This is a genomic window from Actinokineospora pegani (assembly GCF_009745975.1).
GTDB classification, from domain to species: Bacteria; Actinomycetota; Actinomycetes; order Mycobacteriales; family Pseudonocardiaceae; genus Actinokineospora; species Actinokineospora pegani.
The window spans coordinates 163,526-185,408 of record NZ_WHOL01000126.1; the positions used below are offsets into that span (position 1 = coordinate 163,526).

The following is a 21,883-nucleotide window of genomic DNA, read 5'->3' on the forward strand; positions in this document are numbered from 1 at the left end:
CCCGACAGCGCGCACCAGCGCTGTCGGGACCACTTGTCAGAGCTGGTGATCAGTCCCGCAGGACGGCGGGGCGCTGCCCGGTGATCAGCAACTCGTGCGGCGCTTGGCGCACGGTCTCGATGGGCACCTGGGAGTCGGCAGGCATCTCATCGAGATGGCCCATGTAGACGTACTCGGCAGTGGTCCCGGCATCGCCGTCACCGATCGTGCGACCGGAGTGCTCGGCGTGGTAGCGGAATGAACCCGGCTGTCTGTCCTAAACCGACTTCCAGGACAGGCAGGCGTTTGCGCCCGGCGATGTTGATCTGGACCATCGCGGGGACGCGGTGCTCGTGGGACTCAGTCCGCACTTGGTCGATCAGGGCGTCCAACTCGTCCGGGGTGCGCACGAGGATGGCCGGGTCTCCTTGGGCAGCACGATGGGCAGCAACTCGGTGCAGCCGAAGATCCCGCGGCACGGCACACCGTTGATCACGGTCTCAGCGTGCGGTTCGCGGGCGCGGATCATGCGGACCGCGACTTCCATCTCCACGTGCGCCGCGGTCTCCACGGGTAGCGTGTAGTGATCCCGCGTTCCTCCATTACCCGGGCCACCGCGTCGGACTCGGTGTCCTTGCCGCTGGTGACGACCTCGCCGAGGATGCGGCCGTGGGTCTTCTTGCCGGTCGGGTTGGGGCGGGGGACCTGCGGGGGCAACTCGCCGGCGCGCCCAGAGGCTGCTGCGCCTCGGTCTGGGCAGACCCGGCCACCACGCTCACCATCGTCTGCCGGGCCTCGTCCAAGCATCGCCGCGCCTGCGCCACGGCGCTGTCGGGCAGTCGTTGCGATGCCGCCCGGATGGCCGCGACCATCTGTTCCACGTTCAGGCGAGGTCCCCAGAACTGCACGCCGACGCCACGACCACGCCGCGTCCGCGACTTGCCCACCGATCGCCGTGGGGCGCGACCCGCCATCTGGTCGGCGCCTGGCCGCGGCCCGCGGGGGAGCATCCCGTGGGCCGCGGCGGGCTCAGCCCGCGTCGGCCGCCGCGCGCAAGCGCTGAGCGCCCTCGTGCGCGAGGTCGCCGAGGCGTTGCAGGCTGTCGGCGTCGGTGAAGTCGAGGGTGATGCGGTCCTGGCCGAACATGATGGATACAGTGTCGTCCTCGGTGAAGGTGTTGGTGAGCAGGCGCATGTGCACGCTCGGTCCCACCGCCGCGCTGGTGAAGAACATCAGGTCGTCCGCACTCATCGGTCTCTCCTTGGTCGGGCTGGATTGATAACATGTTATCGCGATATCCGTTCGAGTGAAGTTTTGAGTGATAGCCAGATCGGGTGATCTCCATACCCGTATGGTGACCGGCAAACGATCCGAGGAGGGATGACACGTGCAGGTGACCTTCGGCCCGCAGGTGGCGCGGCGGGTGTTGCGCTACGAGTTGGAGCGGCTCCACGCGCAGTCGGGCAAGACCCATGCCGAAAGCGCCGACCGGTTGGGAATCACCCGGGTCGGGTTCACGCACATCGTGAACGGGCGCAACCTGCCGTCGAAGCCCGCGCTGGAGGTCCTACTGGGATTCTTCGGCCGTCCGGACCGGCTGCCGATGATGCAGGACCTGTTGGCGGTGGCCAAGCTCAAGTCCGACCGAACCACCTCTGTGGACCAAACCGGACCCGCGTCGTCGATGAACGACTTTGAACTGTTCGTCGGCCTGGAGGCGGTGGCGACCCAGATCGAGGTTTACGAGCCGCTCATCGTCACCGGCCTGTTGCAGACCGAGGCATACGCGCGCGAGCTGATCGGCTACCACGCCACCATCACCCTGGGCGTCGACGTGGACGCCAGCACCGAACTGCGGATGGGCCGCAAGGAGTCCATCACCCGCTCGGAGAACCCGGCAGAGCTGTGGTGGATCGTCGAGGAACAGGCGCTGCGCAGGCCGGTCGGCAGCTCGCAGGTGATGATGGCGCAGCTCGACCACCTGCTGGAGATGGAGAAGCTGCCGAACGTCAACATCCAGGTGATCCCGCAGAGCGTCGGCGTGCACGCAGCGTTGGAGGGCGCGTTCTTCATGCTGCGCTTCGACGACGACGGCCGGGTGGCCTACGAAGAGACGCGGCGATCCGCCTACTACTACGACAGCCCCGAGGCCGTGGAACACTATGACAAGGTCATGAAGCACCTGCGCCCCACAGCGCTGAGCCCAAAGCGCTCGCGGACGCTGATCTCCGCCCTACGAAAGGAACTCCAGTGATCGACAACTGGCGCAAGTCCAGCTTCAGCGCCGGCAACGCGGCCTGCGTCGAGACCGGCTGGACCGCCACCACCGTCGCCTACCGCGACACCAAGCAGGCGGGCACGCCCGACCGCCCCACCCTGCACTTCCCCACCGAGGCGGCCCAGGCCTTCCTCGCCCGCATCACCCGCTGAAACACCCCCACGAACCCCGGGAGCCCCACCAGGCCCCCGGGGTTCGCCCGTCTCATTAGCCAAAACGGGTCAACCCCCTCCCCCACCCCGGGCTGGACGCCGTACCGTGGTCAACGGCCGCCGCTCAGCAGCGGGAGGAGTTCCCATGATCGACAACTGGCGCAAGTCCAGCTTCAGCGCCGACGACGCGGCCTGCGTCGAGACCGGCTGGACCGCCACCACCGTCGCCTACCGCGACACCAAGCAGGCGGGCACACCCGACCGCCCCACCCTGCACTTCCCCACCGAGGCCGCCCAGGCCTTCCTCACCCACATCACCCACTGACACACCCCCACCGAACCCCGGGAGCCGCCCAGGCCCTGGGGTTTGTACGCATACGAGACCGCGCGTGAACGTTGACGAACTGGCTGCGGCCGTGCACGCCGGACTGGCCCAGTTGCCGATGGGTATAGCGGACTCACTGGACCAAGTCCAGGAAGTGCCCAGCCAAGCGCTGGCGGGATCGACAGCACCCGACGCCGCTCACAGCCCGACTCAGCTCGCGCACGCGAACAGGAACTCACCAGGGTGCGCCACCTCTGTGAGCAGGTGCGCACCTCGTTCAACAGCTACCTGTCTCTGCTGATGAGTTCTCAGGAGGACGACAATGGTCGAGCTAGGCGTGTGGTACGACCAGGACGGCGGTGATGCCCACCGCGAAGGCGAACCACTCATCCTGGTCCGCACTGGCGCCGAACTGGATGCGCTGATCGACCGAGCCCGGTCCGAGACTCGAGACCACCGCTGCCCCGCTGCCGTCCAGGTCGTGCTCCACGGCAACAAGGGCTACCCGATCCTCGAAGTCGGACTCGGCCAGAGCACCGGCTTCATCCACTACCACGCCGACGACGACGCGCGCACCATCGGCCATGGTGACCCCGAGGGCGTTGCCGAATACGAGATCGAAGCCGGTTCATCCCGTGGATCATGCGCTCAAAGGCGCGTTCTCCGTGCTGCACTTCGATGACAACCGATCGCCGCTCTGCGACTCGTTTCAGTCGCTCTGACAGATGAAATTCCGAGCAACCCTCCCCTTCCACCCCCGTATGCCTTACGGTTACCGGGGGCGCACGCAAGGTGAGGGGGGTCGGGTGGTCGCTTCGACGACGCTGCCACACCTCCCCCTTTCCCACGCTCGCCGAGGCCTCCATACGCCGTACGAGTGGCGTTGGACGACAACTAGCCGACACACGTCGAGCCAGTCTCGATATTCCCTTACCGTCATCGTGTCAACACGGACGGTAAGGGGGCTGGGCGTGTACATCGATGAGGGCAAGGCTGGACCACTCGGTGAGATCGGCAGCGCCGTGACCGCGTTCGCGCAAGCCGCCGCTGACGGCCAGTTCGCCGTCAACGCGCACGGCGGCCGACCACTGGTCAACGCCATCGACCGGCTGATCGACTGGATCGACGGGAGACAGTACGACCTGCAACTGCTCGAGCAGGAACCCCCGCTGGGGACCAGCAACAACGCCAAGGTGATGCGGCCCTACATGCAGCAGGTCGCCATCGACGAGCAGGGATTCCTCACCCAGCTCAGAGCCCTCTCCGCGAACCTGAAACTAGCCAAGACCGCGATCCTGGCCGCGATGGCCAACTACGCGGCAGCCGACGAGGCAGGCGTGCGGCTGCTCAACGAGTCGGAGGACCAGTGACAGCGCACCCCGCCAAGGCCCTCGCCGCAACGGCGCTTCTGGCGATGGCACTCACCTCGTGCGCGCAGCAGGTGCCGGGCACACCGGTGGCGTTGATGGGCGGCGCACCCCAGGACTCCAAGACGGCGCCGTCCAATCCCGGCGGCGAGAGCGACGACCTGGCCTCGTTGGACCCGTGCGATCTGCTCAGCGAAACCACCAAGAGCGCGCTGCACGTCGACGGCGCGCCGGAGCCGAGGAAGTACTCCCACGTCAAAGCGTGCGGTTGGACCGTGCACGACGACCCGCTCGTCCCCTCGGGGTACCACCTCGGGATAGCCGTCTACCCGGAAAAGGGCATCGACGACGCTGTCGCCACCGACGGCGTGCTGACCCCGGTCCAGGTCGGGAGGCATCGAGGCGTCCAGTACTTCGGGGCAGGCAAGAGCGTGTGCAGCATCGCGTTGGAGGTCACCGCGACCTCCCGCATCGACATCAGCGGCTCCGGCAACGACGACGCGGGACGGTGCCCCGCCGCCGAGCGGGCCGCGCGGCTGATCGAGCCCGACCTGCCCTGAGAGCAGGCCGGGCCCGGGCGCTCACGCCGAGGCGCGGGCGACCCTGCTCATCGTGTACTGCACCAGTTCCACCAGCACGGCCTTGCAGGACTCGCGCTCGCGCGCGTCGCACTGCACCACCGGCACGCTCGGATCGATGTCGAGCGCCTGCCGGACTTCGTCCACCGAGTGGTCCCAGGAGCCCTCGAAGCCGTTGACGGCGACGATGAACGGGATGTGGCGGCGTTCGAAGAAGTCGATGGAGGGGAAGCTGGAGTCGAGCCTGCGGGTGTCGACCAGCACGATGGCGCCGAGGGCGCCGTGGGCCAGCTCGTCCCACATGAACCAGAAGCGGTTCTGGCCCGGCGTGCCGAACAGGTAGAGCACCACCTGCTGGTTGATGCTGATGCGGCCGAAGTCGAGCGCGACCGTCGTGGTCTCCTTGCCCTCGACCATGCGCATGTCGTCGACGCCGACGCTGGCCTCGGTCAGGACCTCCTCGGTGCGCAGCGGCGGGATCTCGCTGACGGCGTTGACCATGGTGGTCTTGCCGACGCCGAAACCGCCCGCGACGACTATCTTGACCGAGGTGGGGACGGCGAGGGTGTCGCTCACCTGTTAGATCCTCCGAATGCCATCGAGTACCGCCTGCAGCAGCTTGGTGTCGTTGATCTCCGTGGTCTGGAACATCGCGCCCGCCACCACGTCACCGCGCTCGATCAGGTCGCTGATGAGGACCTTGACCACCACCAGCGGGACGTTGAGGTAGGCGGCGACCTCGGCCACCGAGAGCGGGGCCTTGCAGATCTCGATGATCTGCACGTGCTCCGGGGTGAGCGAGGAGGTCTCCGACGGCGACTCGGACACCCTGATCTGGGTCACCAGGTTGAGGTTCGGGGCGTTGGGCCGGGTGCGGCCGCGCGTCATCGCGTACGGGCGCACCAGTGGGCCCGCCGCCTCGTCGAACCACCAGTCCTGCTCGCCAGCCATCACCGGCGCACCACCGTCCCCCCGGTCACGACGGGCGCCGTCCCGGTGTGGCGGCCGCGGCCGCCGCACCACCGCGCGGCGCCGAGGCCAGGTGCGCCCCGACCCGCTTGACCAGCATGTTCATCTCGTAGGCGATCATGCCCACGTCCGCGTCCTCCTCGCCGAGCACGGCCAGGCAGGCGCCGCGGCCCGCCGCGGTGACGAACAGGAACGCGTGGTCCATCTCGACGATGGTCTGGCGCACCTGCCCGCCGTTGAACTGCCTGCCGGTGCCGCGTGCCAGGCTCTGGAACGCCGACGCCATCGCCGAGAGGTGCTCCGAGTCGTCCTTGGACAGCTCGGCGGAGCGGCCGAGCAACAGGCCGTCCGCGGAGAGCACGACCGAGTGGCGGATGCCGACCACCCGTCGGACCAGGTCGTCCAAAAGCCAGTTGAGCTGCTGGTCCTGGCCGATCTTGTCGTTCACCGTCTGCTGTCCTTCCCCGTTGTCCCACACCACTTCATGGACCTGGCCCTCACTGGTCGTCATGATCCTGGGGCTGCTCCGGCGAGTCCTCCACCCGCCGCGCGTCCCTGGTCCCTCGCTGGAACGCCGACATCGTGTCGCGCACCCGTTCCGCGGTGTTCTCGCCCGTGCGTGGGACATCCGACTCCCAATCCGGGATGACCGGATCATCCCGCAGTTGCGGGGCCAGGTTCTGCTGCCGCTTGCGCCGGGGCAGCACGGGGCGCTCGCCGGGCGCCAGCCGTTGTCCGTTCTGCGAGTGCGACTCCCCAACTCCGTTCTCGACGGGTGACGCCGCCGCCTCCGGCGTCTCCTCGTCGGTCAGCGGCCACTGGGCGGCGTCGGGGTCGGCCGCCGCCGTCCCCTGCTCGCCCAGGGCGTCGGACCAAAACTTGTCGATGCCGCGGTAGGGAGCGTTCTCCGCGGCGCCATCGAAGGCGTCGTCGTCGGCTTCGAGCCTGGTCGACACCGCCGTGGCCGTCGCGCCCGGGCCGTCGGACGACGCGTGCTCCAACTGCTTGCGCGGGCGCGGGCTGGGGGTGTCGGTCTCCGGCACGTAGTCCGCCGACTCCGAGACGATGTCCGACGGGATGAACACCAGGGCCACGGTGCCACCGTAGGGCGACTCGCGCAGCTCGACCCGGATCGCCCGGCGCGCGGCCAGGCGGGCGACGACGAACAGGCCCAGGCGCGACTCGCCGCGCAGCGCCATCGCGTCGAACTCCGGCGGGTGGGCGAGCATCTGGTTGTGCTGCTCGCGGTCCTCCGGGGTCATGCCCAGGCCGTGGTCCTCGATCTCGACGACCACGCCGCCGGAGACCTGCGAGGTGTAGACCTCCACCTGCGAGCGCGGCGGCGAGAACGACGCGGCGTTGTCGACCAGCTCGGCGACCAGGTGGATGGTGTCGGCGACCGCCACGCCCTGCAGCGCCACGTCGGGCACCTGGCGCACGCGGACGCGGACGTACTGCTCGGTCTCGGCGACCGCGGCGCGCAGGATGTCGAGCAGGCGCACCGGCTTGCGCCACTGGCGGCCGGGCTGCTCGCCCGCGAGGATGATCAGGTTCTCGGCGTTGCGGCGGGCGCGGGTGGCCAGGTGGTCGAGCTGGAACAGCGAGTCGAGGTGCTCGGGGTTCTCCTCCTCGCGCTCCATCCGGTCGAGGATCTTGAGCTGGCGGTGCACCAGGCCCTGGTGGCGGTGGGCGATGCCGAGGAAGACGCGGTTGACGCCCTCGCGGGCCTGCGACTCCTTCACCGCCGCTGCGATCGCGGTGTACTGGGCGGCGTTGAACGCGTCGGCCACCTGGCCGATCTCGTCGGTGCCGTAGTCCAGCGGCGGCACCTCGGCGCCGACGTCGACCCGGTCGCCGGTGCGCAGCCGGTCGACGATGCTGGGCAGCCGCTCGTGGGCCAGCTTCAGCGCGTCGTCCTTGAGCTTCTCCAGGCGGGTGACCAGCGCCTTGTTGACCAGGCGGCGGGAGATGCGGACCGCGAGCACGATGCCGGTGACCACCGCGAGCAGCGCGATCAGCGAGCCGACGATGACCTCGAAGAACTTGTCGTCGGCGCGCTCGAGGCCCAGTTGCACGCCGTCGGTGGCCTGCTGCTTGGCCAGCGCGATGACCTGCTCGGAGGTCTCGCTGCTCAGCGCCTCCCACTCCGCGGCGCCGAGGGCGGGCACGACGTTGGCGCTGTTGTTGGCGCTGCCACCGTCCTGCTCGCTGGGGGCCAGGCCGATCATGGCGTCCTCGGCGGCGATCAGGTTGGCCCAGCTCTGCGAGGCGATCAGCGCGTTGTGCTGCTGCTTGACCCGTTCGGTGCCGCTCTGCGCGGCCGTGGTCAGGGTGCTGCGGTAGGAGCCGACGAGCAGCGCGAAGTCCACGTGCTGCTCGGTGGTGAAGCCGCGGGTGGCGATCGCGGCCGAGGCCAGCGAGGAGGCCCGGGACTGGCGGTCGCCGGAGCGGAAGATGTCGGTCGCGACCAGACCCGCCTGCACGACGACCGGGTCCGGCACGATGCGGGCCTGGGTGTCGAACAGCGCGGTGCCCGCGTCGAGCACGCTGTTGTAGTAGTCGAAGACCTCAGCCAGCTCGGCCCGCCCGGACTCGACCTGCGCGCGCCGCTGCGGCAGCGGGGCCAGCACGTCGTTGAGCTCGCGGATGCGGTCGTTGACCTCCTGCGGCGCGCTGGCGGCGAGGGTGTCCAGCGCCGAGCGCAACTCGTTGATGGCGCGGTCGGTCTCCTGCTGCTGTGCGCTCAGCGGCGCCGTGTTGGAACCGGGGGCGCTGATCACCGCCATGGTGAGCTGCCGCTCGCGCTGCAGCGCGGCGAAGGTGTTGACGGCGGGGATGGACGCGTCCTTCACACCACTGGTGACGGCCTTGAGGTAGATGCCGTCGAACACGGTGTAGGACGAGAACACCGCCCACATGACCAGCAGGATGACGCTGGGTACGACGACGACACCGGTGAGCCGCGACCGAATGGTGGTCGTCGACTTGCCTGCCGCACCGTTGATCTGCTTCACGGCTCTCCACGGGTCCTGTCGGCGGCGTGCGCGAGCCCCGCGCGCGACCGTCGCCTGCACCTGTATTCAGTACGCGCGTCCCCCAATGAGGTTATCGCCCTCTTGAGTGAAACGCTGAGCTCATTCAAGATCCATCTTACTCAGAGCCAGCGATCACCTGCGGTGCGCGAGAACAAAGCGTACCGGTTCACCCTCCAGTGGAAAGCACCCGGCCCACATCACGAAAAGTTGAGGGCGACATCACCCAGCAGGAGCAAAGCCAGCCACCGCCGGACGGGTGGTGGGGCACCGTCCGTTGCGGACACCCGCCCGCGAACCACGCGAGCCCGGGCGTGTCGGGTACCCATGGAATCCCTTTTTCGGCGTCACTGGAATGATTCCGGAAAAGATCAAGAACGTGTCCGGCGCCACAACAAGTCGAATTCAGCCGAACGGCCGATCGCAAGGCCGTGTCAGGAGGTCCGCGGACGCGGTATCTTCGGCGAACTGATCACGTGTGTGGATGTGGGGAAGCGTGACGGCACTGACCAGGGTGTTCCTCAATGTGAACACGGTGGCCGCCGGTGCGGTGCTGGCCGGGTTGCTGGTCGCGGGGCTGGTGCGATCGCGGGCGCACGGGGCGGACCGGGTCGCGCGCACGCTGGGCGCCGCCGCGCTCGGCCTGTGGCTGTTGCTGCTGGTCTACGTGACGATCGTGCTGTCCCCGCCGACCCTGGGCGTGCGGTTCAGCCTGATCCCGTTGGCGGACACCGTCGACGGGCTGTTCTCCCGCAACTGGGACAACGTGGCAGCCGCGACCGCCGCCAACGTCGCCCTGTTCCTGCCCCTGGGGGCCGGCTTGGCGATCCGCGCACCGCGCGCGTCGTGGGTCGTGCCCGCGGCGGCCGGGGCCGGGCTGTCCCTGGCCGTCGAACTCACCCAGGGTTTCCTGGTGCGCCACGGCGCGGTCGCCGCCGACGACTTGATCACGAACACCGCGGGCGCCGTGCTGGGGTGGGCCCTGCTGCGCTGGTGGGGTGGCCACCGGGCCCTCACCCCAGCCCACCACGAACCCGGCAGGGCCGAGCCCGAGTCGTCAGGCCCGCCGCGGGCTCAGACAGGCGGGACGATCCCGGGGAACTGACCGGTCGTGCCGCAGTGCGGGCACGGTCGGCCGCTGTCGACGGCGCGGGCCTGACCGCCGATGACCGCGGGCTTGGGGTCGGCGACCATGCCCGCGCCGCCGCAGGAGTGGCAGAGGGTGTGCACCTGGTCGGAGACCCCCGACCCACCCGGGTCTTCGTCGTTCATCGACCCACCACGCCCCACCCCGGACCGCCGCACCGGGAGCGGACGGCCTTCAACGCACCGAGCCCAGCACGCGCGTCACCTGGATCAGCAGCACCACCCGCTCCGGGTTCACCCGGGGCTGCCGGTACCGGGCCGCGTACCGCCGCTCCGCCTCGGCCACCTCCGCCGGGTCGTCGCTGACCGACACCGTCCCCTCCAATGTGGACCACCGGGCACCGTCCACCTGGCACACCGCCGCCACCGCCCCCAGCCGGGCGTTGCGCGCCTTGCGCGACCCCGATCCGGTGATCACCCGCGCGATCCCCGTCGCCGGGTCGAACGTGACGCCGACCGGGACCACGTGGGGCGTGCCGTCGGGGCGCAGGGTGGTCAGGGTGCAGAGGTGGCGTTCTGTCCAGAACGCCTGGAACTCCTCGCTCGGGGTCATGGGTGGACGATACCCGGCGCGGCCGGGGGGCGACCGGAATCCGGTTGGCCCACCCACCGATCCAAGGTGGCCCAGGCGTCTTCTTCGGACTGATCTCCACCGGGCGCGGCTCCTCCACCCGACACCGACCCCCACAAAACGGCCCGACCGCGTTCACGGGCACAGTGGGCGGATGACCGACTTCGACCACGCCGCGGTCCACGCGCTCGCGGACGAGCGCCTGGACTGGCGTTCGCGCTCCCTGCCCGCGGGCCTGTCCGGCCTGACCGTCGCCGAGGCGGTGGCCCGGCGCCCCGACCTGCGGGACTTCCCCGGGCCCGTCGTCGCCCTGGACGCGGCGGACCTGGAGCACAACACCGCGGCGATGGCGCGGTGGTGCGCGCGCCGGGACCTGTCGCTGGCCCCGCACGGGAAGACCTCGATGGCGCCAGCGCTGTTCGCCCGCCAGCTCGCGGCCGGGGCGTGGGGGATCACCGTGGCCACGGCCGCCCAGGCGCGGGTGTGCCGCGAGTTCGGCGTGGGCCGGGTGCTGCTGGCCAACCAGCTCGTCGACCCGGCGGGGTTGGCGTGGCTGCGCGCGGAGCTGGACCGGGAACCGTTCCACTTCCTGTGCTGGGTGGATTCCGCCGCGACGGTGGAGATCTTGGCCGAGGGGCTGGGCGGGCGCGCGGTGGACGTGCTGGTCGAGATGGGCTCACCCGGCGGGCGGACGGGCGCGCGGACGGTGGCCGAGGGGCTGGCGGTGGCCTCGGCCGTGCGCTCGGCCGGGCTGCGGCTGGCGGGCGTCGGCGGTTACGAGGGCCCGGCGAAGGACGTCGTGGCCTACCTGGGGGCCCTGCGCGAGCTGGCGGAGGCGCTGCGGCCATCGATCGACGGGGAGATGGTCGTGACCGCGGGCGGCAGCACGCACTTCGACGAGGTCGCGCGCACCCTGCCCGGCCCGTGGCGCACGGTCCTGCGGTCGGGCGCCTACATCGCCCACGACGACGGCCACTACGCCGCGGCCACCCCGCACACCCGGGACGCGGACGCCCCCGTCCTGCGGTCGGCCTGGCGGGTGTGGGCCCAGGTGCACTCGCTCCCCGAGCCGGGCCGGGCGATCCTGGGCGCGGGCAAGCGCGACCTGCCCCAGGACCTGGGCCTGCCCCGCCCGCTGCACACCCGCGAGGGCATCCCCGTCGACGGCGAGGTCACCGCCCTGGACGACCAGCACGCCTACCTGGCGACCGGGACCGAGCTGCGCGTCGGCGAGTGGGTGCGGCTGGGGATCTCGCACCCGTGCACCCTGTTCGACCGCACGACGCTGATCCCGGTCGTGGCCGAGGACGGCATCACGGTGGTGGACCTGCTCCGGACCTTCTTCTGAGCACACCGGGAAGCTGCCATTCGGCCCAAGCTCGCGGCCCGGGACCACCGCTGTCTTGACAACCCTCAGACCCGGCGGCCACGCTAACCCGCAATGGTCTAAACCACTGTGTGGTCCTGCGAAGGGTGCCGGTCGTGAGAGTTCGATCGAGGTCTTGGGTGAGCGGGGTCGCGCTGGCGGCCACGACGGCGTTGGCCCTGTCCGGGTGCGCGGGCTCCTCGGGCAGCGGCGGGCAGGGAGGCGGCGGACCGCGCACGCTGACGGTGTGGCTGATGAACGGCTCCGCGCCCACGGCGCTGACCGACGCGCTGCACAAGGAGTTCTCCGACAGCCACCCCGGTGTCACCGTGAACTACGAGATCCAGCAGTGGAACGGCATCCAGGACAAGCTGACCACCGCGCTGGCGGGCAACGACGCCCCCGACATCATCGAGATCGGCAACACCCAGGCCCCCAAGTTCGCCGCCGCGGGCGTCCTGGCCGACCTGACCGCCGACACCGCGCGCCTCAGCGGCGACCAGTGGCTCGAATCGCTCAAGGCCTCCGGGCAGTGGGACGGCAAGCAGTACGCGGTGCCCTTCTACGCCGCCAACCGCGAGGTGCTCTACCGCGAGGACATGTTCGAGCAGGCCGGGATCGCCGCCCCGCCGACCTCGCGGCAGCAGTGGCTCGACGCGATCGGCGCGCTGCGGGCGGAGTTCGGCTCCGACCCCGACTTCCAGGCCCTCTACCTGCCCGGCCAGAACTGGTACGCGCTGCTGTCGTTCATCTACGACGAGGGCGGCGACCTGGCCCGGCAGGACGGCACGGCGTTCACCGCGACTGTCGACTCCCCGCAGGCCAAGGCCGGGCTCGAGTTCTACGGGCAGCTCGTCGAGGCGTCCGGGACCAAAGCCCCCAAGGACGCCGACGAGCAGACCCCCGAGCAGGCGGGCATCTACGGCGGCGGCAAGGTCGCGATGATGATCGGCCTGCCCTGGGAGGTCGCCACCGCGGCCAAGACCGACCCGGGGCTGACCGAGCTGACCTCCGCGTTCCCCATCCCGTCGAAGACCGCCGGTGAGCCCGCCCCGGTCTTCCAGGGCGGCTCGAACCTCGCCGTCCCGGCCAACTCCGCGGACCAGGACCTGGCCAGGGACTACCTGGCCCTGATGACCAGCGCCAGGTACCAGGGCGAGCTGGCCGAGGCGGGGATGATCCCGGGCGCCTCCACCGACACCTCCGCGCTGGAGGCCGACCCGGTCAACGCCGCGATGGCCGCCGCCGCCAAGAAGGGCAGGTCCGTCCCCGCCACCCCGGGCTGGGCGAGCATCGAGGCCGGGCAGAACCCGCTCAAGGACATGCTCACCGCCTACCTGACCGGCGCCAAGGACATCACCGCCGCCACGGACGACGCCAACGCCGCGCTCAACAAGGCCTTCGGCGGCTGAGCGTGGCCACCCCGACGACCGCCGCGCCGCCCCGGGACACCCCTGGGGCGGGGCGGCGCCGCCCCCGCGCCGCCCTGGGCGAGCCGGCCGTCCCGTACCTGATGCTCGCCCCCGCGGTCGTGGTCATGCTGGCGCTGCTGGCCTGGCCCGCGGTGCAGGTGCTGGGGATCAGCTTCCGCAAGCTCGACCTGGGCGAACTGGTGCGCGGCGAGGTCGTCTGGGTGGGCTTCGACAACTACGCCGAAATCCTCACCGACCCGGTGTTCTGGTCGGCCACCGCGCGCACGGTCGTGTTCACCGCCGCCGTCGTGGCCGCGACGGTCGCGCTCGGCCTGGGCGTCGGCGTCCTCATGCGGCACCTGGGCGCGGTCGTGCGCACGCTGCTGCAGATCAGCCTGGTGCTGGCCTGGGCGACGCCGATCGTGGCCACCACGACGGTGTTCCAGTGGATGTTCGACCAGGAGTACGGCATCCTCAACAAGACCCTGGTGCTGCTGGGCTTCGACTCCTTCCAGGGCCACTCCTGGTTCGCCACCGGCGCGAGCACGCTGACCGTGATCGGGCTGCTCGTCCTGTGGCAGGCCACGCCGTTCATCGGCTTCACCCTCTACGCGGGCCTGGTCACCACCCCGCGCGACCTCTACGAGGCCGCCGCCATCGACGGCGCCTCGCCGTGGCAGGCGTTCCGGGCGGTGAGCTGGCCCTCGCTGCGGCCGATGCTGACCCTGGTGGCGTTCCTGTCGGTGCTGTGGGACTTCAAGGTCTTCACCCAGGTCTGGGCGATCCGCCAGGGCGGCCCGGACGGATCGAGCACCACGCTGCCGGTCCTGCTCTACCTCAAGGGCATCTCCGGCAGCCACTTCGGCGTCGCCGCCGCGGTCGCGGTGCTGATGCTGGTCGTGCTGGTCGCGGTCACCTGGCGCTACCTGCGCCTGCTGGTCCGCTCACCGGAAACGGAGCTGTAGATGCGGACGACGCGCGCGCAGCGGTTCTGGGTCTCGGCGCTCGGCCTGGTCGTCGCCGCGATCTTCTTCTTCCCCACCTACTGGATGCTGACCACCGCGCTCAAGACGCCCGGCCAGGTCCTCTCCCCCGCCTACGACCTCGTCCCGCTCAGCGTCACCCTGGTCAACTTCGCCTCCGCGCTGGGCAAGGCGGGCTTCCTGAGCTTCCTGGTGAACAGCCTGGTCGTCACCCTGGGGTCGGTGGCCTGCGCGCTCGCCGCCGGGCTGCTGGCCGCAGTCCCGCTGGCGCGCATGCGCTTCCACGGCCGCAGGGGGTTCCTGCTGCTGGTCCTCGTCGCGCAACTGGCCCCGCTCGAGGCGCTGTTCGTGCCGATGTACCTGATCATGCGCGACGCCGACCTGCTCAACAGCCTCGCCGGGCTGCTGCTGGTGTACGTGGCGTTCACGCTGCCGTTCACCGTGTGGACGCTGCGCGGGTTCGTCAAGGGCATCCCGGTCGAGCTGGACGAGGCGGCGATGGTCGACGGCTGCGGCCGGTGGGGCGTGTTCCGCCGGATCACGCTGCCGCTGCTGGGCCCGGGCCTGGTGTCGACCTCGGTGTTCAGCTTCGTCACCGCGTGGAACGAGTTCCTGTACGCGCTGGTGTTCCTGCGCGACGTCGACAAGCAGACCCTGCCGGTGTGGCTGTCGTCGTTCAAGACCGCGTTCGGCACCGACTGGGGCGGCGTCATGGCCGCCTCCGTGGTCTACGCGATCCCCGCGCTGGTGTTCTTCGTCCTGGTCCGCCGCAGACTGCTCAGCGGCGGCGTCAGTGGAGCGGTGAAGGGGTGACGGTGTCCGTCGAGAGGCTGGCCGAAGCGGTGCTGCTGCCCGGGTTCGCGGGCACGTCGGCCCCGGACTGGGTGCTGTCGCGGCTGGCCGGCGGCCTGGGCGGCGTGGTGCTGTTCGGGCGCAACGTCGTCACCGACGAGCAGGTCGGCGCGCTGTGCGCCCAGCTCCGCGCGACCCGGCCGGACGTGGTGGTCGGCATCGACGAGGAGGGCGGCGACGTCACCCGCCTCGACGCGGCCACCGCCACCCGGCTGCCCGGCCCGCTGGCGCTCGGCGCGGCGGGCGACCCGCGCCTGACCGAGCGCGCCGGGTCCGAGCTGGGCGCGCGGCTGGCCGCCTGCGGCGTCACCCTCGACCTCGCCCCGTGCGCCGACCTGGCGCTGACCCCGGACGACCCGATCATCGGCGTGCGCGCGTTCGGCTCCGACCCGCACACCGCGGCCGCGCACGTCGCCGCCTACGTGCGCGGGTTGCAGGGGCACGGCGTCGCCGCCTGCGCCAAGCACTTCCCCGGCCACGGCGCGTCCACATCGGACTCCCACCACGAGCTGCCCGTGCTGCCGCGCACCGCCGGGCAGCTCCACGCGGTGGAGCTGGTGCCGTTCCGCGCGGCGATCGCGGCTGGCGTGCGGTCGGTCATGACCGGGCACCTCGTCGTCCCCGAGTGGGGGCCCGACGCCGCCACGGTCAACGCCACCGCGATCCGGACTGTCCTGCGCGGCGAGCTGGGCTTCACCGGGACCGTGGTCACCGACGCGCTGGAGATGGGCGCGCTCGCCGGGCGCCTGGGCGACGCCCGCGGCCTCGCCTCCGCCGCCGTCCGCGCGCTCAAAGCCGGGGCCGACGCGCTGTGCGTGGGCGGCGAGGTCAGCGACGCCGAGGCGGTCGCGGCGGTCGTCGACGCGATCGTGGCCGGGGTCCGCACCGGGGAACTGACCGAGGAGCGCCTCGCCGAGGCCGCCGAGCGCACCCGCGCCCTGGGCGCGCCGCCCACCGGGGGCCCGTGGACCGAGGACCCCGAGCTGGGCATGGCGATCGCCCGCCGCGCACTGCGCACCCGGGGCCTGCCCGCGCTGTCCGGCGGGCCGCTCGTGCTCGACGTCGAGGTGGCGCCGACGATCGTCGCCGGTCCGGTGCCGTGGGGGCTGGGCGCGCACGTGCGCGAGCTGGCCCCGCTGACCGAGGTCGTGCGCGTCGACCCGGTCGACCCCGGCGCGGTCGTCGAGCTGGCCGCCGCGCGCGGCGAGGTCGTCGTCGCCACCCGCGACGCCCACCGCCACCCCGAGGTCGCCGCCCTGGTGCGCGCGCTGGTCGCCGCCGTGCCCGTCGTGGTGCAGGTGGAGACCGGCGTGCCCGGCGCCGACCTGGGCGCGACCGGGCGCGTGGACACCTTCGGCGCCTCATGGTCGAGCCTGCGCGCCGCGGCCGAGGCGGTGGTCACCGCGTCAGCCCCCTAGCCGTCGGCGTTCGCCGGTCCCAGGTGAGCGCCGCGGCCCGGGCAGTCCCGCCCGGGTCCCCTGCAACAGCCGAGGTGACACATGTCCAGGACAAGAAGGCGCCTGCTGGTGGCGGCGGTCGCCGCCACCCTGACCGCCGGGATCGCGCTCGCGCCGAGCAGCACCGCGGCTGAGCCCGCCGCGGTCGGCGACAAGGTCGTCGGGTACTTCGCCCAGTGGGGCGTGTACGCCCGCGACTACCACGTGAAGAACATCGACACGTCGGGGTCGGCGGCCAAGCTGACCCACATCAACTACGCCTTCGGCAACGTGACGAACGGCCGGTGCGCCATCGGCGACAGCTACGCCGACTACGAGAAGGCCTACACCGCCGAGCAGAGCGTCGACGGGGTCGCCGACACCTGGGACCAGCCGCTGCGCGGCAACTTCAACCAGCTCCGCGAGCTCAAGGCCAAGCACCCGCACCTCAAGGTGATCTGGTCCTTCGGCGGGTGGAGCTGGTCGGGCGGGTTCGGCCAGGCCGCGCGGAACCCGGCCGCGTTCGCCGAGAGCTGCCACGCCCTGGTCGAGGACCCGCGCTGGGCCGACGTGTTCGACGGCATCGACATCGACTGGGAGTACCCGAACGCCTGCGGCCTGACCTGCGACACCTCGGGGCCGGACGCGTTCAAGAACCTGATCGGAGCGCTGCGCGACCGCTTCGGCGGCAACGCCCTGATCACCGCGGCCACCACCGCCGACGGCTCCGCGGGGGGCAAGATCGATGCGGCCGACTACGCGGGCGCGGTGCCGGACCTGGACTGGCTCATGCCGATGACCTACGACTTCTTCGGCGCGTTCACCCCCCAGGGCCCCACCGCCCCGCACTCCCCGCTAACCGCCTACGACGGCATCCCGCAGCAGGGCTTCTCCACCGCGGACGCGATCGCGAAGTTCAAGTCCAAGGGTGTGCCCGCCTCGAAGTTGCTGCTGGGCGTGGGCTTCTACGGCCGGGGGTGGAGCGGGGTGAGCCAGTCCGCGCCGGGCGGGTCCGCCACGGGTGCGGCACCGGGCACCTACGAACAGGGCATCGAGGACTACAAGGTCCTCAAGAACACCTGCCCGCCCACCGGGACCGTCGGCGGCACCTCGTACTCGTTCTGCGGCGGCAACTGGTGGAGCTACGACACCCCGCAGACCATCGCGGGCAAGAAGCGGTGGGCCGCTGAGCAGGGCCTGGGCGGGTCGTTCTTCTGGGAGCTGTCCGGCGACACGGGCAACGGCGAGCTGATCACCGCGCTCGGGTCCTGATCCGGGTCCTCGCCAGCGCCGTGAGCGGCCGTCCGGTCCGACCCAGGACGGCCGCTCACCCGCGCGGCGGCTCCCGGCTACAGGAGCACACCGAGGAGTTGGCCGATGACCTGCCCCGTGGTCACCGGCGTGGCGCCGTGATCGGCCGCGGCCCGGACCGCCTTGCGGTGGTCGTCGAGGCAGCGGTCCACCACCGCGTCGGCCACGCAGAACACCTGGACCCCGGCCAGCGCGGGCCCGGCGGCGGACATCAGGCACGCCGCGTGCGCCCGGATGCCGGTGACCAGGAGCTGGTCGCGGCCGAAGCTGTCGAGGACGTCGCGCAGCCGGGTGAAGTGGTCGCCCGCCAGGTCGGCCAGCCAGTGCTCACCCGGGCCAGGGCCGCCGTCGAAGCGCACGGCGGAGCGGGCCACCGGCACGCCGAGCTCGTGGCAGGTGGCGCGGAGCTGGTCGAGGTTGTGCGCCAGGGTCGTCATGGGCTCGACGTCGCGCTCGAGGTCCAGCGGCACGTCGTGCATGAGCAGCAGCGCACGCTGGGCCGACGCCGTCCACGCCGAGGCCCGCTCGGGCAGCACCGCGGCTGCGGACATGTCGTACGGGTCGGCGACCGGCCGCGTCATGGCGAACCCCTCTCATCGGCTACTTAGGCAAGCCTAACTTAAGAAGTTCGTCAACTGAAGACGCAGCCGACGACGTGTCCGCCCTCACGGCCGTTGTCGTGGCCGGAACGTGAAAAAGCCCCAGGCCCGAGAACGTGTGTTCTCGGGCCTGGGGTTAACGTTAGTCCGGCGGCGTCCTACTCTCCCACACCGTCTCCAGTGCAGTACCATCGGCGCTGGCAGGCTTAGCTTCCGGGTTCGGAATGGGACCGGGCGTTTCCCTGCCGCTATGACCGCCGTAACACTATGAAACTGTCCAACCCACCCTCGACGCACCACACAGGGGTGTGGTGGTGGGGTTGTGGTTGGTGTCTCAGACACCGCACAGTGGATGCGTAGCATTTTTGTAGCAAGCCCTCGGCCTATTAGTACCAGTCAACTCCACCCGTTACCAGGCTTCCATCTCTGGCCTATCAACCCAGTGGTCTACTGGGGGCCTTAACCACTCAAGGTGGTGGGAGACCTCATCTTGGAACAGGCTTCCCGCTTAGATGCCTTCAGCGGTTATCCCTTCCGAACGTAGCCAACCAGCCATGCCCCTGGCGGGACAACTGGCACACCAGAGGTTCGTCCGTCCCGGTCCTCTCGTACTAGGGACAGCCTTCCTCAAGTCTCCAACGCGCGCGGCGGATAGGGACCGAACTGTCTCACGACGTTCTAAACCCAGCTCGCGTACCGCTTTAATGGGCGAACAGCCCAACCCTTGGGACCTACTCCAGCCCCAGGATGCGACGAGCCGACATCGAGGTGCCAAACCATGCCGTCGATATGGACTCTTGGGCAAGATCAGCCTGTTATCCCCGGGGTACCTTTTATCCGTTGAGCGACCACGCTTCCACAAGCCATGGCCGGATCACTAGTCCCGACTTTCGTCCCTGCTCGACCTGTCGGTCTCACAGTCAAGCTCCCTTGTGCACTTGCACTCAACACCTGATTGCCAACCAGGCTGAGGGAACCTTTGGGCGCCTCCGTTACCCTTTGGGAGGCAACCGCCCCAGTTAAACTACCCACCAGGCACTGTCCCTGAACCGGATCACGGTCCGAGGTTAGACACTCAGTACGATCAGAGTGGTATTTCAACAATGACTCCACCGACACTGGCGTGCCAGCTTCACAGTCTCCCACCTATCCTACACAAACCGAACCAAGCACCAATACCAAGCTATAGTAAAGGTCCCGGGGTCTTTCCGTCCTGCCGCGCGTAACGAGCATCTTTACTCGTAGTGCAATTTCACCGGGCCTATGGTTGAGACAGTCGAGAAGTCGTTACGCCATTCGTGCAGGTCGGAACTTACCCGACAAGGAATTTCGCTACCTTAGGATGGTTATAGTTACCACCGCCGTTTACTGGCGCTTAAATTCTGAGCTTCGCCCCGAAGAGCTAACCCGTCCTCTTAACGTTCCAGCACCGGGCAGGCGTCAGTCCGTATACATCGTCTTGCGACTTCGCACGGACCTGTGTTTTTAGTAAACAGTCGCTTCTCGCTGGTCTCTGCGGCCACCTGGTCCTAGCCCGCAAGGAGCTTCAAACCCTGTGGCCCCCCTTCTCCCGAAGTTACGGGGGCATTTTGCCGAGTTCCTTAACCATAGTTCACCCGAGCGCCTTGGTATTCTCTACCTGACCACCTGTGTCGGTTTGGGGTACGGGCCGCGTGGAAACTCACTAGAGGCTTTTCTCGGCAGCATGGGATCACTCTACTTCGCCTCAATCGGCTATGCATCACGTCTCAGCCTTAATGGTTGACGGATTTGCCTATCAACCGGCCTACACGCTTACACCAGTCACCAACAGCTGGCGGAGCTACCCTCCTGCGTCACCCCATCGTTTGGCTACTACCGGTTCAGGTCCCGCGCTCCACGATTGGTCTCCGAAGAGTCCGCACGCTTTGGGCGGTTAGTATCACCGAGGTCACCAGGGACGCGTCCACACGGGTACGGGAATATCAACCCGTTGTCCATCGACTACGCCTGTCGGCCTCGCCTTAGGTCCCGACTTACCCTGGGCGGATTAGCCTGGCCCAGGAACCCTTGGTCATCCGGCGGACGAGTTTCTCACTCGTCTTTCGCTACTCATGCCTGCATTCTCACTCGCACACCCTCCACGACTGGATCACTCCGCCGCTTCCCTGGATGCACGACGCTCCCCTACCCACCCACACCACTGCACATGTCCCTCAAGGGAACACGCGGATGTATTGTGTGAATGACACAGCTTCGGCGGTGCGCTTAAGCCCCGCTACATTGTCGGCGCAGGACCACTTGACCAGTGAGCTATTACGCACTCTTTCAAGGGTGGCTGCTTCTAAGCCAACCTCCTGGTTGTCTGGGCGACCCCACATCCTTTCCCACTTAGCGCACACTTAGGGGCCTTAGCTGGTGTTCTGGGCTGTTTCCCTCTCGACTACGAACCTTATCGCCCGCAGTCTCACTGCCGCACTCTCACTCACCGGTATTCGGAGTTTGGTTGATTTCGGTAAGCTTGTGGGCCCCCTAGACCATCCAGTGCTCTACCCCCGGTGAGAAACATGCGACGCTGCACCTAAATGCATTTCGGGGAGAACCAGCTATCACGGAGTTTGATTGGCCTTTCACCCCTACCCACAGCTCATCCCCTCAGTTTTCAACCTAAGTGGGTTCGGGCCTCCACGACGTCTTACCGTCGCTTCACCCTGGCCATGGGTAGATCACTCCGCTTCGGGTCTAGACCACGCGACTATAGGCGCCCTATTCGGACTCGCTTTCGCTACGGCTACCCCACACGGGTTAACCTCGCCACGTAGCACTAACTCGCAGGCTCATTCTTCAAAAGGCACGCCATCACCCCAAAAGGCTCTGACGGCTTGTAGGCACACGGTTTCAGGTACTCTTTCACTCCCCTCCCGGGGTACTTTTCATCTTTCCCTCACGGTACTAGTCCGCTATCGGTCATCAGGAAGTATTTAGGCTTAGCGGGTGGTCCCGCCAGATTCACAGCGAATTTCACGAGTACGCTGCTACTTGGGAACACTCTCAGGAGACACCGGGTTTTCACGTACGGGACTCTCACCCTCTACGGTCACGCTTCCCAGACGTATTCCGCTAACCACAGTGTTTTCTTACTCCTCACCAGTCCGGCAGAACTGGTAGAAAGGTCCCACGACCCCGAACACGCAACCCCTGCCGGGTATCACACGTATCCGGTTTAGCCTCATCCGCTTTCGCTCGCCACTACTCACGGAATCACGGTTGTTTTCTCTTCCTACGGGTACTGAGATGTTTCACTTCCCCGCGTTCCCTCCACACACCCTATATATTCAGGTGCGGGTGACACCACATGACTGATGCCGGGTTTCCCCATTCGGACATCCTCGGATCACAGCTCGGTTGACAGCTCCCCGAGGCTTTTCGCAGCCTCCCACGTCCTTCATCGGCTCCTGATGCCTAGACATCCACCGTGTGCCCTTAGACACTTACTACAAAGATGCTCGCATCCACTGTGCAGTTCTCAAACACCAACCAGACAACCA

At 68.8% G+C, this 21,883-nt stretch carries 23 protein-coding genes, 2 rRNA genes and 1 pseudogene; 13 read left to right on the plus strand and 13 right to left on the minus strand.

Translation table 11 applies throughout. From position 1 onward, the window contains the following. Positions 1-49 precede the first annotated feature (49 nt). From GCL84_RS30780 to GCL84_RS28680, 4 genes and pseudogenes are all read right to left on the minus strand, one after another. Positions 50-220, minus strand: a pseudogene (locus GCL84_RS30780) (Imm1 family immunity protein); the annotation flags it as partial. Then, positions 198-389 (minus strand): Imm1 family immunity protein, encoded by a 192-nt coding sequence (locus GCL84_RS31095; protein WP_407924444.1) that lies wholly within the window; start codon positions 387-389, stop codon positions 198-200. The pseudogene GCL84_RS30780 and the gene GCL84_RS31095, both read right to left, overlap by 23 nt. Beyond that, positions 359-550 carry a DddA-like double-stranded DNA deaminase toxin gene (locus GCL84_RS28675; RefSeq protein WP_156758691.1) on the minus strand — a complete coding sequence of 64 codons (192 nt, stop codon included), beginning with the start codon at positions 548-550 and terminating at the stop codon, positions 359-361. Before GCL84_RS28675 ends, GCL84_RS31095 begins: the two co-directional genes overlap by 31 nt. A 458-nt stretch (positions 551-1,008) precedes the next feature. Next, complete coding sequence (locus GCL84_RS28680) at positions 1,009-1,230, minus strand: hypothetical protein (protein ID WP_156758692.1); 222 nt, start codon at positions 1,228-1,230, stop codon at positions 1,009-1,011. Positions 1,231-1,366: 136 nt separating this feature from the next. Between GCL84_RS28680 and GCL84_RS28685 the strand changes: the two genes are divergently transcribed. The 6 genes from GCL84_RS28685 (at position 1,367) to GCL84_RS28710 (ending at position 4,661) form a co-directional block, all read left to right on the plus strand. Beyond that, positions 1,367-2,233: a helix-turn-helix domain-containing protein gene (locus tag GCL84_RS28685; RefSeq protein ID WP_197523584.1), complete on the plus strand. Its 867-nt coding sequence runs from the start codon at positions 1,367-1,369 to the stop codon at positions 2,231-2,233. After that, on the plus strand, positions 2,230-2,409 hold the full coding sequence (locus GCL84_RS30785; RefSeq protein ID WP_197523585.1) for a DUF397 domain-containing protein: 180 nt from the start codon (positions 2,230-2,232) through the stop codon (positions 2,407-2,409). The genes GCL84_RS28685 and GCL84_RS30785 overlap by 4 nt, the downstream gene beginning before the upstream one ends. Positions 2,410-2,554: 145 nt before the next feature. Beyond that, a complete protein-coding gene (locus GCL84_RS28695) occupies positions 2,555-2,734 on the plus strand; it encodes a DUF397 domain-containing protein (protein ID WP_156758694.1) in 180 nt (59 codons plus the stop codon). 322 nt (positions 2,735-3,056) lie between these two features. Continuing rightward, complete coding sequence (locus tag GCL84_RS28700; protein ID WP_156758695.1) at positions 3,057-3,416, plus strand: Imm1 family immunity protein; 360 nt, start codon at positions 3,057-3,059, stop codon at positions 3,414-3,416. A gap of 289 nt (positions 3,417-3,705) precedes the next feature. Beyond that, complete coding sequence (locus GCL84_RS28705; protein ID WP_156758696.1) at positions 3,706-4,104, plus strand: hypothetical protein; 399 nt, start codon at positions 3,706-3,708, stop codon at positions 4,102-4,104. Between the two features lie 44 nt (positions 4,105-4,148). After that, complete coding sequence (locus GCL84_RS28710) at positions 4,149-4,661, plus strand: DUF3558 domain-containing protein (RefSeq protein ID WP_156758697.1); 513 nt, start codon at positions 4,149-4,151, stop codon at positions 4,659-4,661. A gap of 21 nt (positions 4,662-4,682) precedes the next feature. On the opposite strand, the gene GCL84_RS28715 is transcribed toward GCL84_RS28710, so the two are convergent. The 4 genes from GCL84_RS28715 to GCL84_RS28730 are packed head-to-tail and all read right to left on the minus strand — an operon-like array spanning position 4,683 to position 8,662. After that, a complete protein-coding gene (locus GCL84_RS28715; RefSeq protein WP_156758698.1) occupies positions 4,683-5,255 on the minus strand; it encodes a GTP-binding protein in 573 nt (190 codons plus the stop codon). A 3-nt stretch (positions 5,256-5,258) separates the two neighbouring features. Further along, positions 5,259-5,630 carry a DUF742 domain-containing protein gene (locus GCL84_RS28720; protein ID WP_156758699.1) on the minus strand — a complete coding sequence of 124 codons (372 nt, stop codon included), beginning with the start codon at positions 5,628-5,630 and terminating at the stop codon, positions 5,259-5,261. Positions 5,631-5,655: 25 nt separating this feature from the next. Next, complete coding sequence (locus GCL84_RS28725; protein ID WP_156758726.1) at positions 5,656-6,096, minus strand: roadblock/LC7 domain-containing protein; 441 nt, start codon at positions 6,094-6,096, stop codon at positions 5,656-5,658. A gap of 49 nt (positions 6,097-6,145) precedes the next feature. After that, positions 6,146-8,662, minus strand: a complete 2,517-nt coding sequence (locus GCL84_RS28730) for a nitrate- and nitrite sensing domain-containing protein (protein ID WP_156758700.1) — start codon at positions 8,660-8,662, stop codon at positions 6,146-6,148. Between the two features lie 514 nt (positions 8,663-9,176). On the opposite strand from GCL84_RS28730, the gene GCL84_RS28735 reads away from it, so the two are divergent. Then, complete coding sequence (locus tag GCL84_RS28735) at positions 9,177-9,785, plus strand: VanZ family protein (RefSeq protein ID WP_156758701.1); 609 nt, start codon at positions 9,177-9,179, stop codon at positions 9,783-9,785. On the opposite strand, the gene GCL84_RS28740 is transcribed toward GCL84_RS28735, so the two are convergent. Next, a complete protein-coding gene (locus GCL84_RS28740) occupies positions 9,755-9,952 on the minus strand; it encodes a hypothetical protein (RefSeq protein WP_156758702.1) in 198 nt (65 codons plus the stop codon). The genes GCL84_RS28735 and GCL84_RS28740 overlap by 31 nt on opposite strands. Before the next feature lie 49 nt (positions 9,953-10,001). Continuing rightward, a complete protein-coding gene (locus GCL84_RS28745) occupies positions 10,002-10,379 on the minus strand; it encodes a PPOX class F420-dependent oxidoreductase (protein WP_156758703.1) in 378 nt (125 codons plus the stop codon). Positions 10,380-10,551: 172 nt separating this feature from the next. On the opposite strand from GCL84_RS28745, the gene GCL84_RS28750 reads away from it, so the two are divergent. From GCL84_RS28750 to GCL84_RS28775, 6 genes are all read left to right on the plus strand, one after another. Continuing rightward, positions 10,552-11,745 carry an alanine racemase gene (locus GCL84_RS28750; RefSeq protein WP_156758704.1) on the plus strand — a complete coding sequence of 398 codons (1,194 nt, stop codon included), beginning with the start codon at positions 10,552-10,554 and terminating at the stop codon, positions 11,743-11,745. 158 nt (positions 11,746-11,903) lie between these two features. Next, positions 11,904-13,175, plus strand: a complete 1,272-nt coding sequence (locus tag GCL84_RS28755; protein ID WP_407924445.1) for an extracellular solute-binding protein — start codon at positions 11,904-11,906, stop codon at positions 13,173-13,175. A gap of 2 nt (positions 13,176-13,177) precedes the next feature. Then, entirely contained in the window at positions 13,178-14,140 is a 963-nt protein-coding gene (locus GCL84_RS28760) for a carbohydrate ABC transporter permease (protein ID WP_407924446.1), read from the plus strand. Further along, positions 14,141-14,971: a carbohydrate ABC transporter permease gene (locus tag GCL84_RS28765; protein WP_156758705.1), complete on the plus strand. Its 831-nt coding sequence runs from the start codon at positions 14,141-14,143 to the stop codon at positions 14,969-14,971. Positions 14,972-14,973: 2 nt separating this feature from the next. After that, positions 14,974-16,428, plus strand: coding sequence for a glycoside hydrolase family 3 protein (locus GCL84_RS28770; RefSeq protein ID WP_235926823.1), 1,455 nt, complete (start codon positions 14,974-14,976; stop codon positions 16,426-16,428). A gap of 81 nt (positions 16,429-16,509) precedes the next feature. After that, the gene (locus GCL84_RS28775; protein WP_156758707.1) at positions 16,510-17,718 is read left to right on the plus strand and encodes a glycoside hydrolase family 18 protein; all 1,209 of its coding nucleotides are present in this window, start codon (positions 16,510-16,512) and stop codon (positions 17,716-17,718) included. A gap of 77 nt (positions 17,719-17,795) precedes the next feature. Here GCL84_RS28775 and GCL84_RS28780 read toward each other — a convergent pair whose 3' ends face one another. The 3 genes from GCL84_RS28780 to GCL84_RS28790 all read right to left on the minus strand — a co-directional run bounded on the left by GCL84_RS28780 (position 17,796) and on the right by GCL84_RS28790 (position 21,832). Next, positions 17,796-18,338 carry an isochorismatase family protein gene (locus tag GCL84_RS28780; RefSeq protein ID WP_156758708.1) on the minus strand — a complete coding sequence of 181 codons (543 nt, stop codon included), beginning with the start codon at positions 18,336-18,338 and terminating at the stop codon, positions 17,796-17,798. Positions 18,339-18,501: 163 nt separating this feature from the next. Beyond that, positions 18,502-18,618, minus strand: a 5S ribosomal RNA gene (gene rrf / locus GCL84_RS28785). A 104-nt stretch (positions 18,619-18,722) separates the two neighbouring features. Next, a 23S ribosomal RNA gene (locus GCL84_RS28790) occupies positions 18,723-21,832 on the minus strand. Positions 21,833-21,883: the final 51 nt, after the last annotated feature.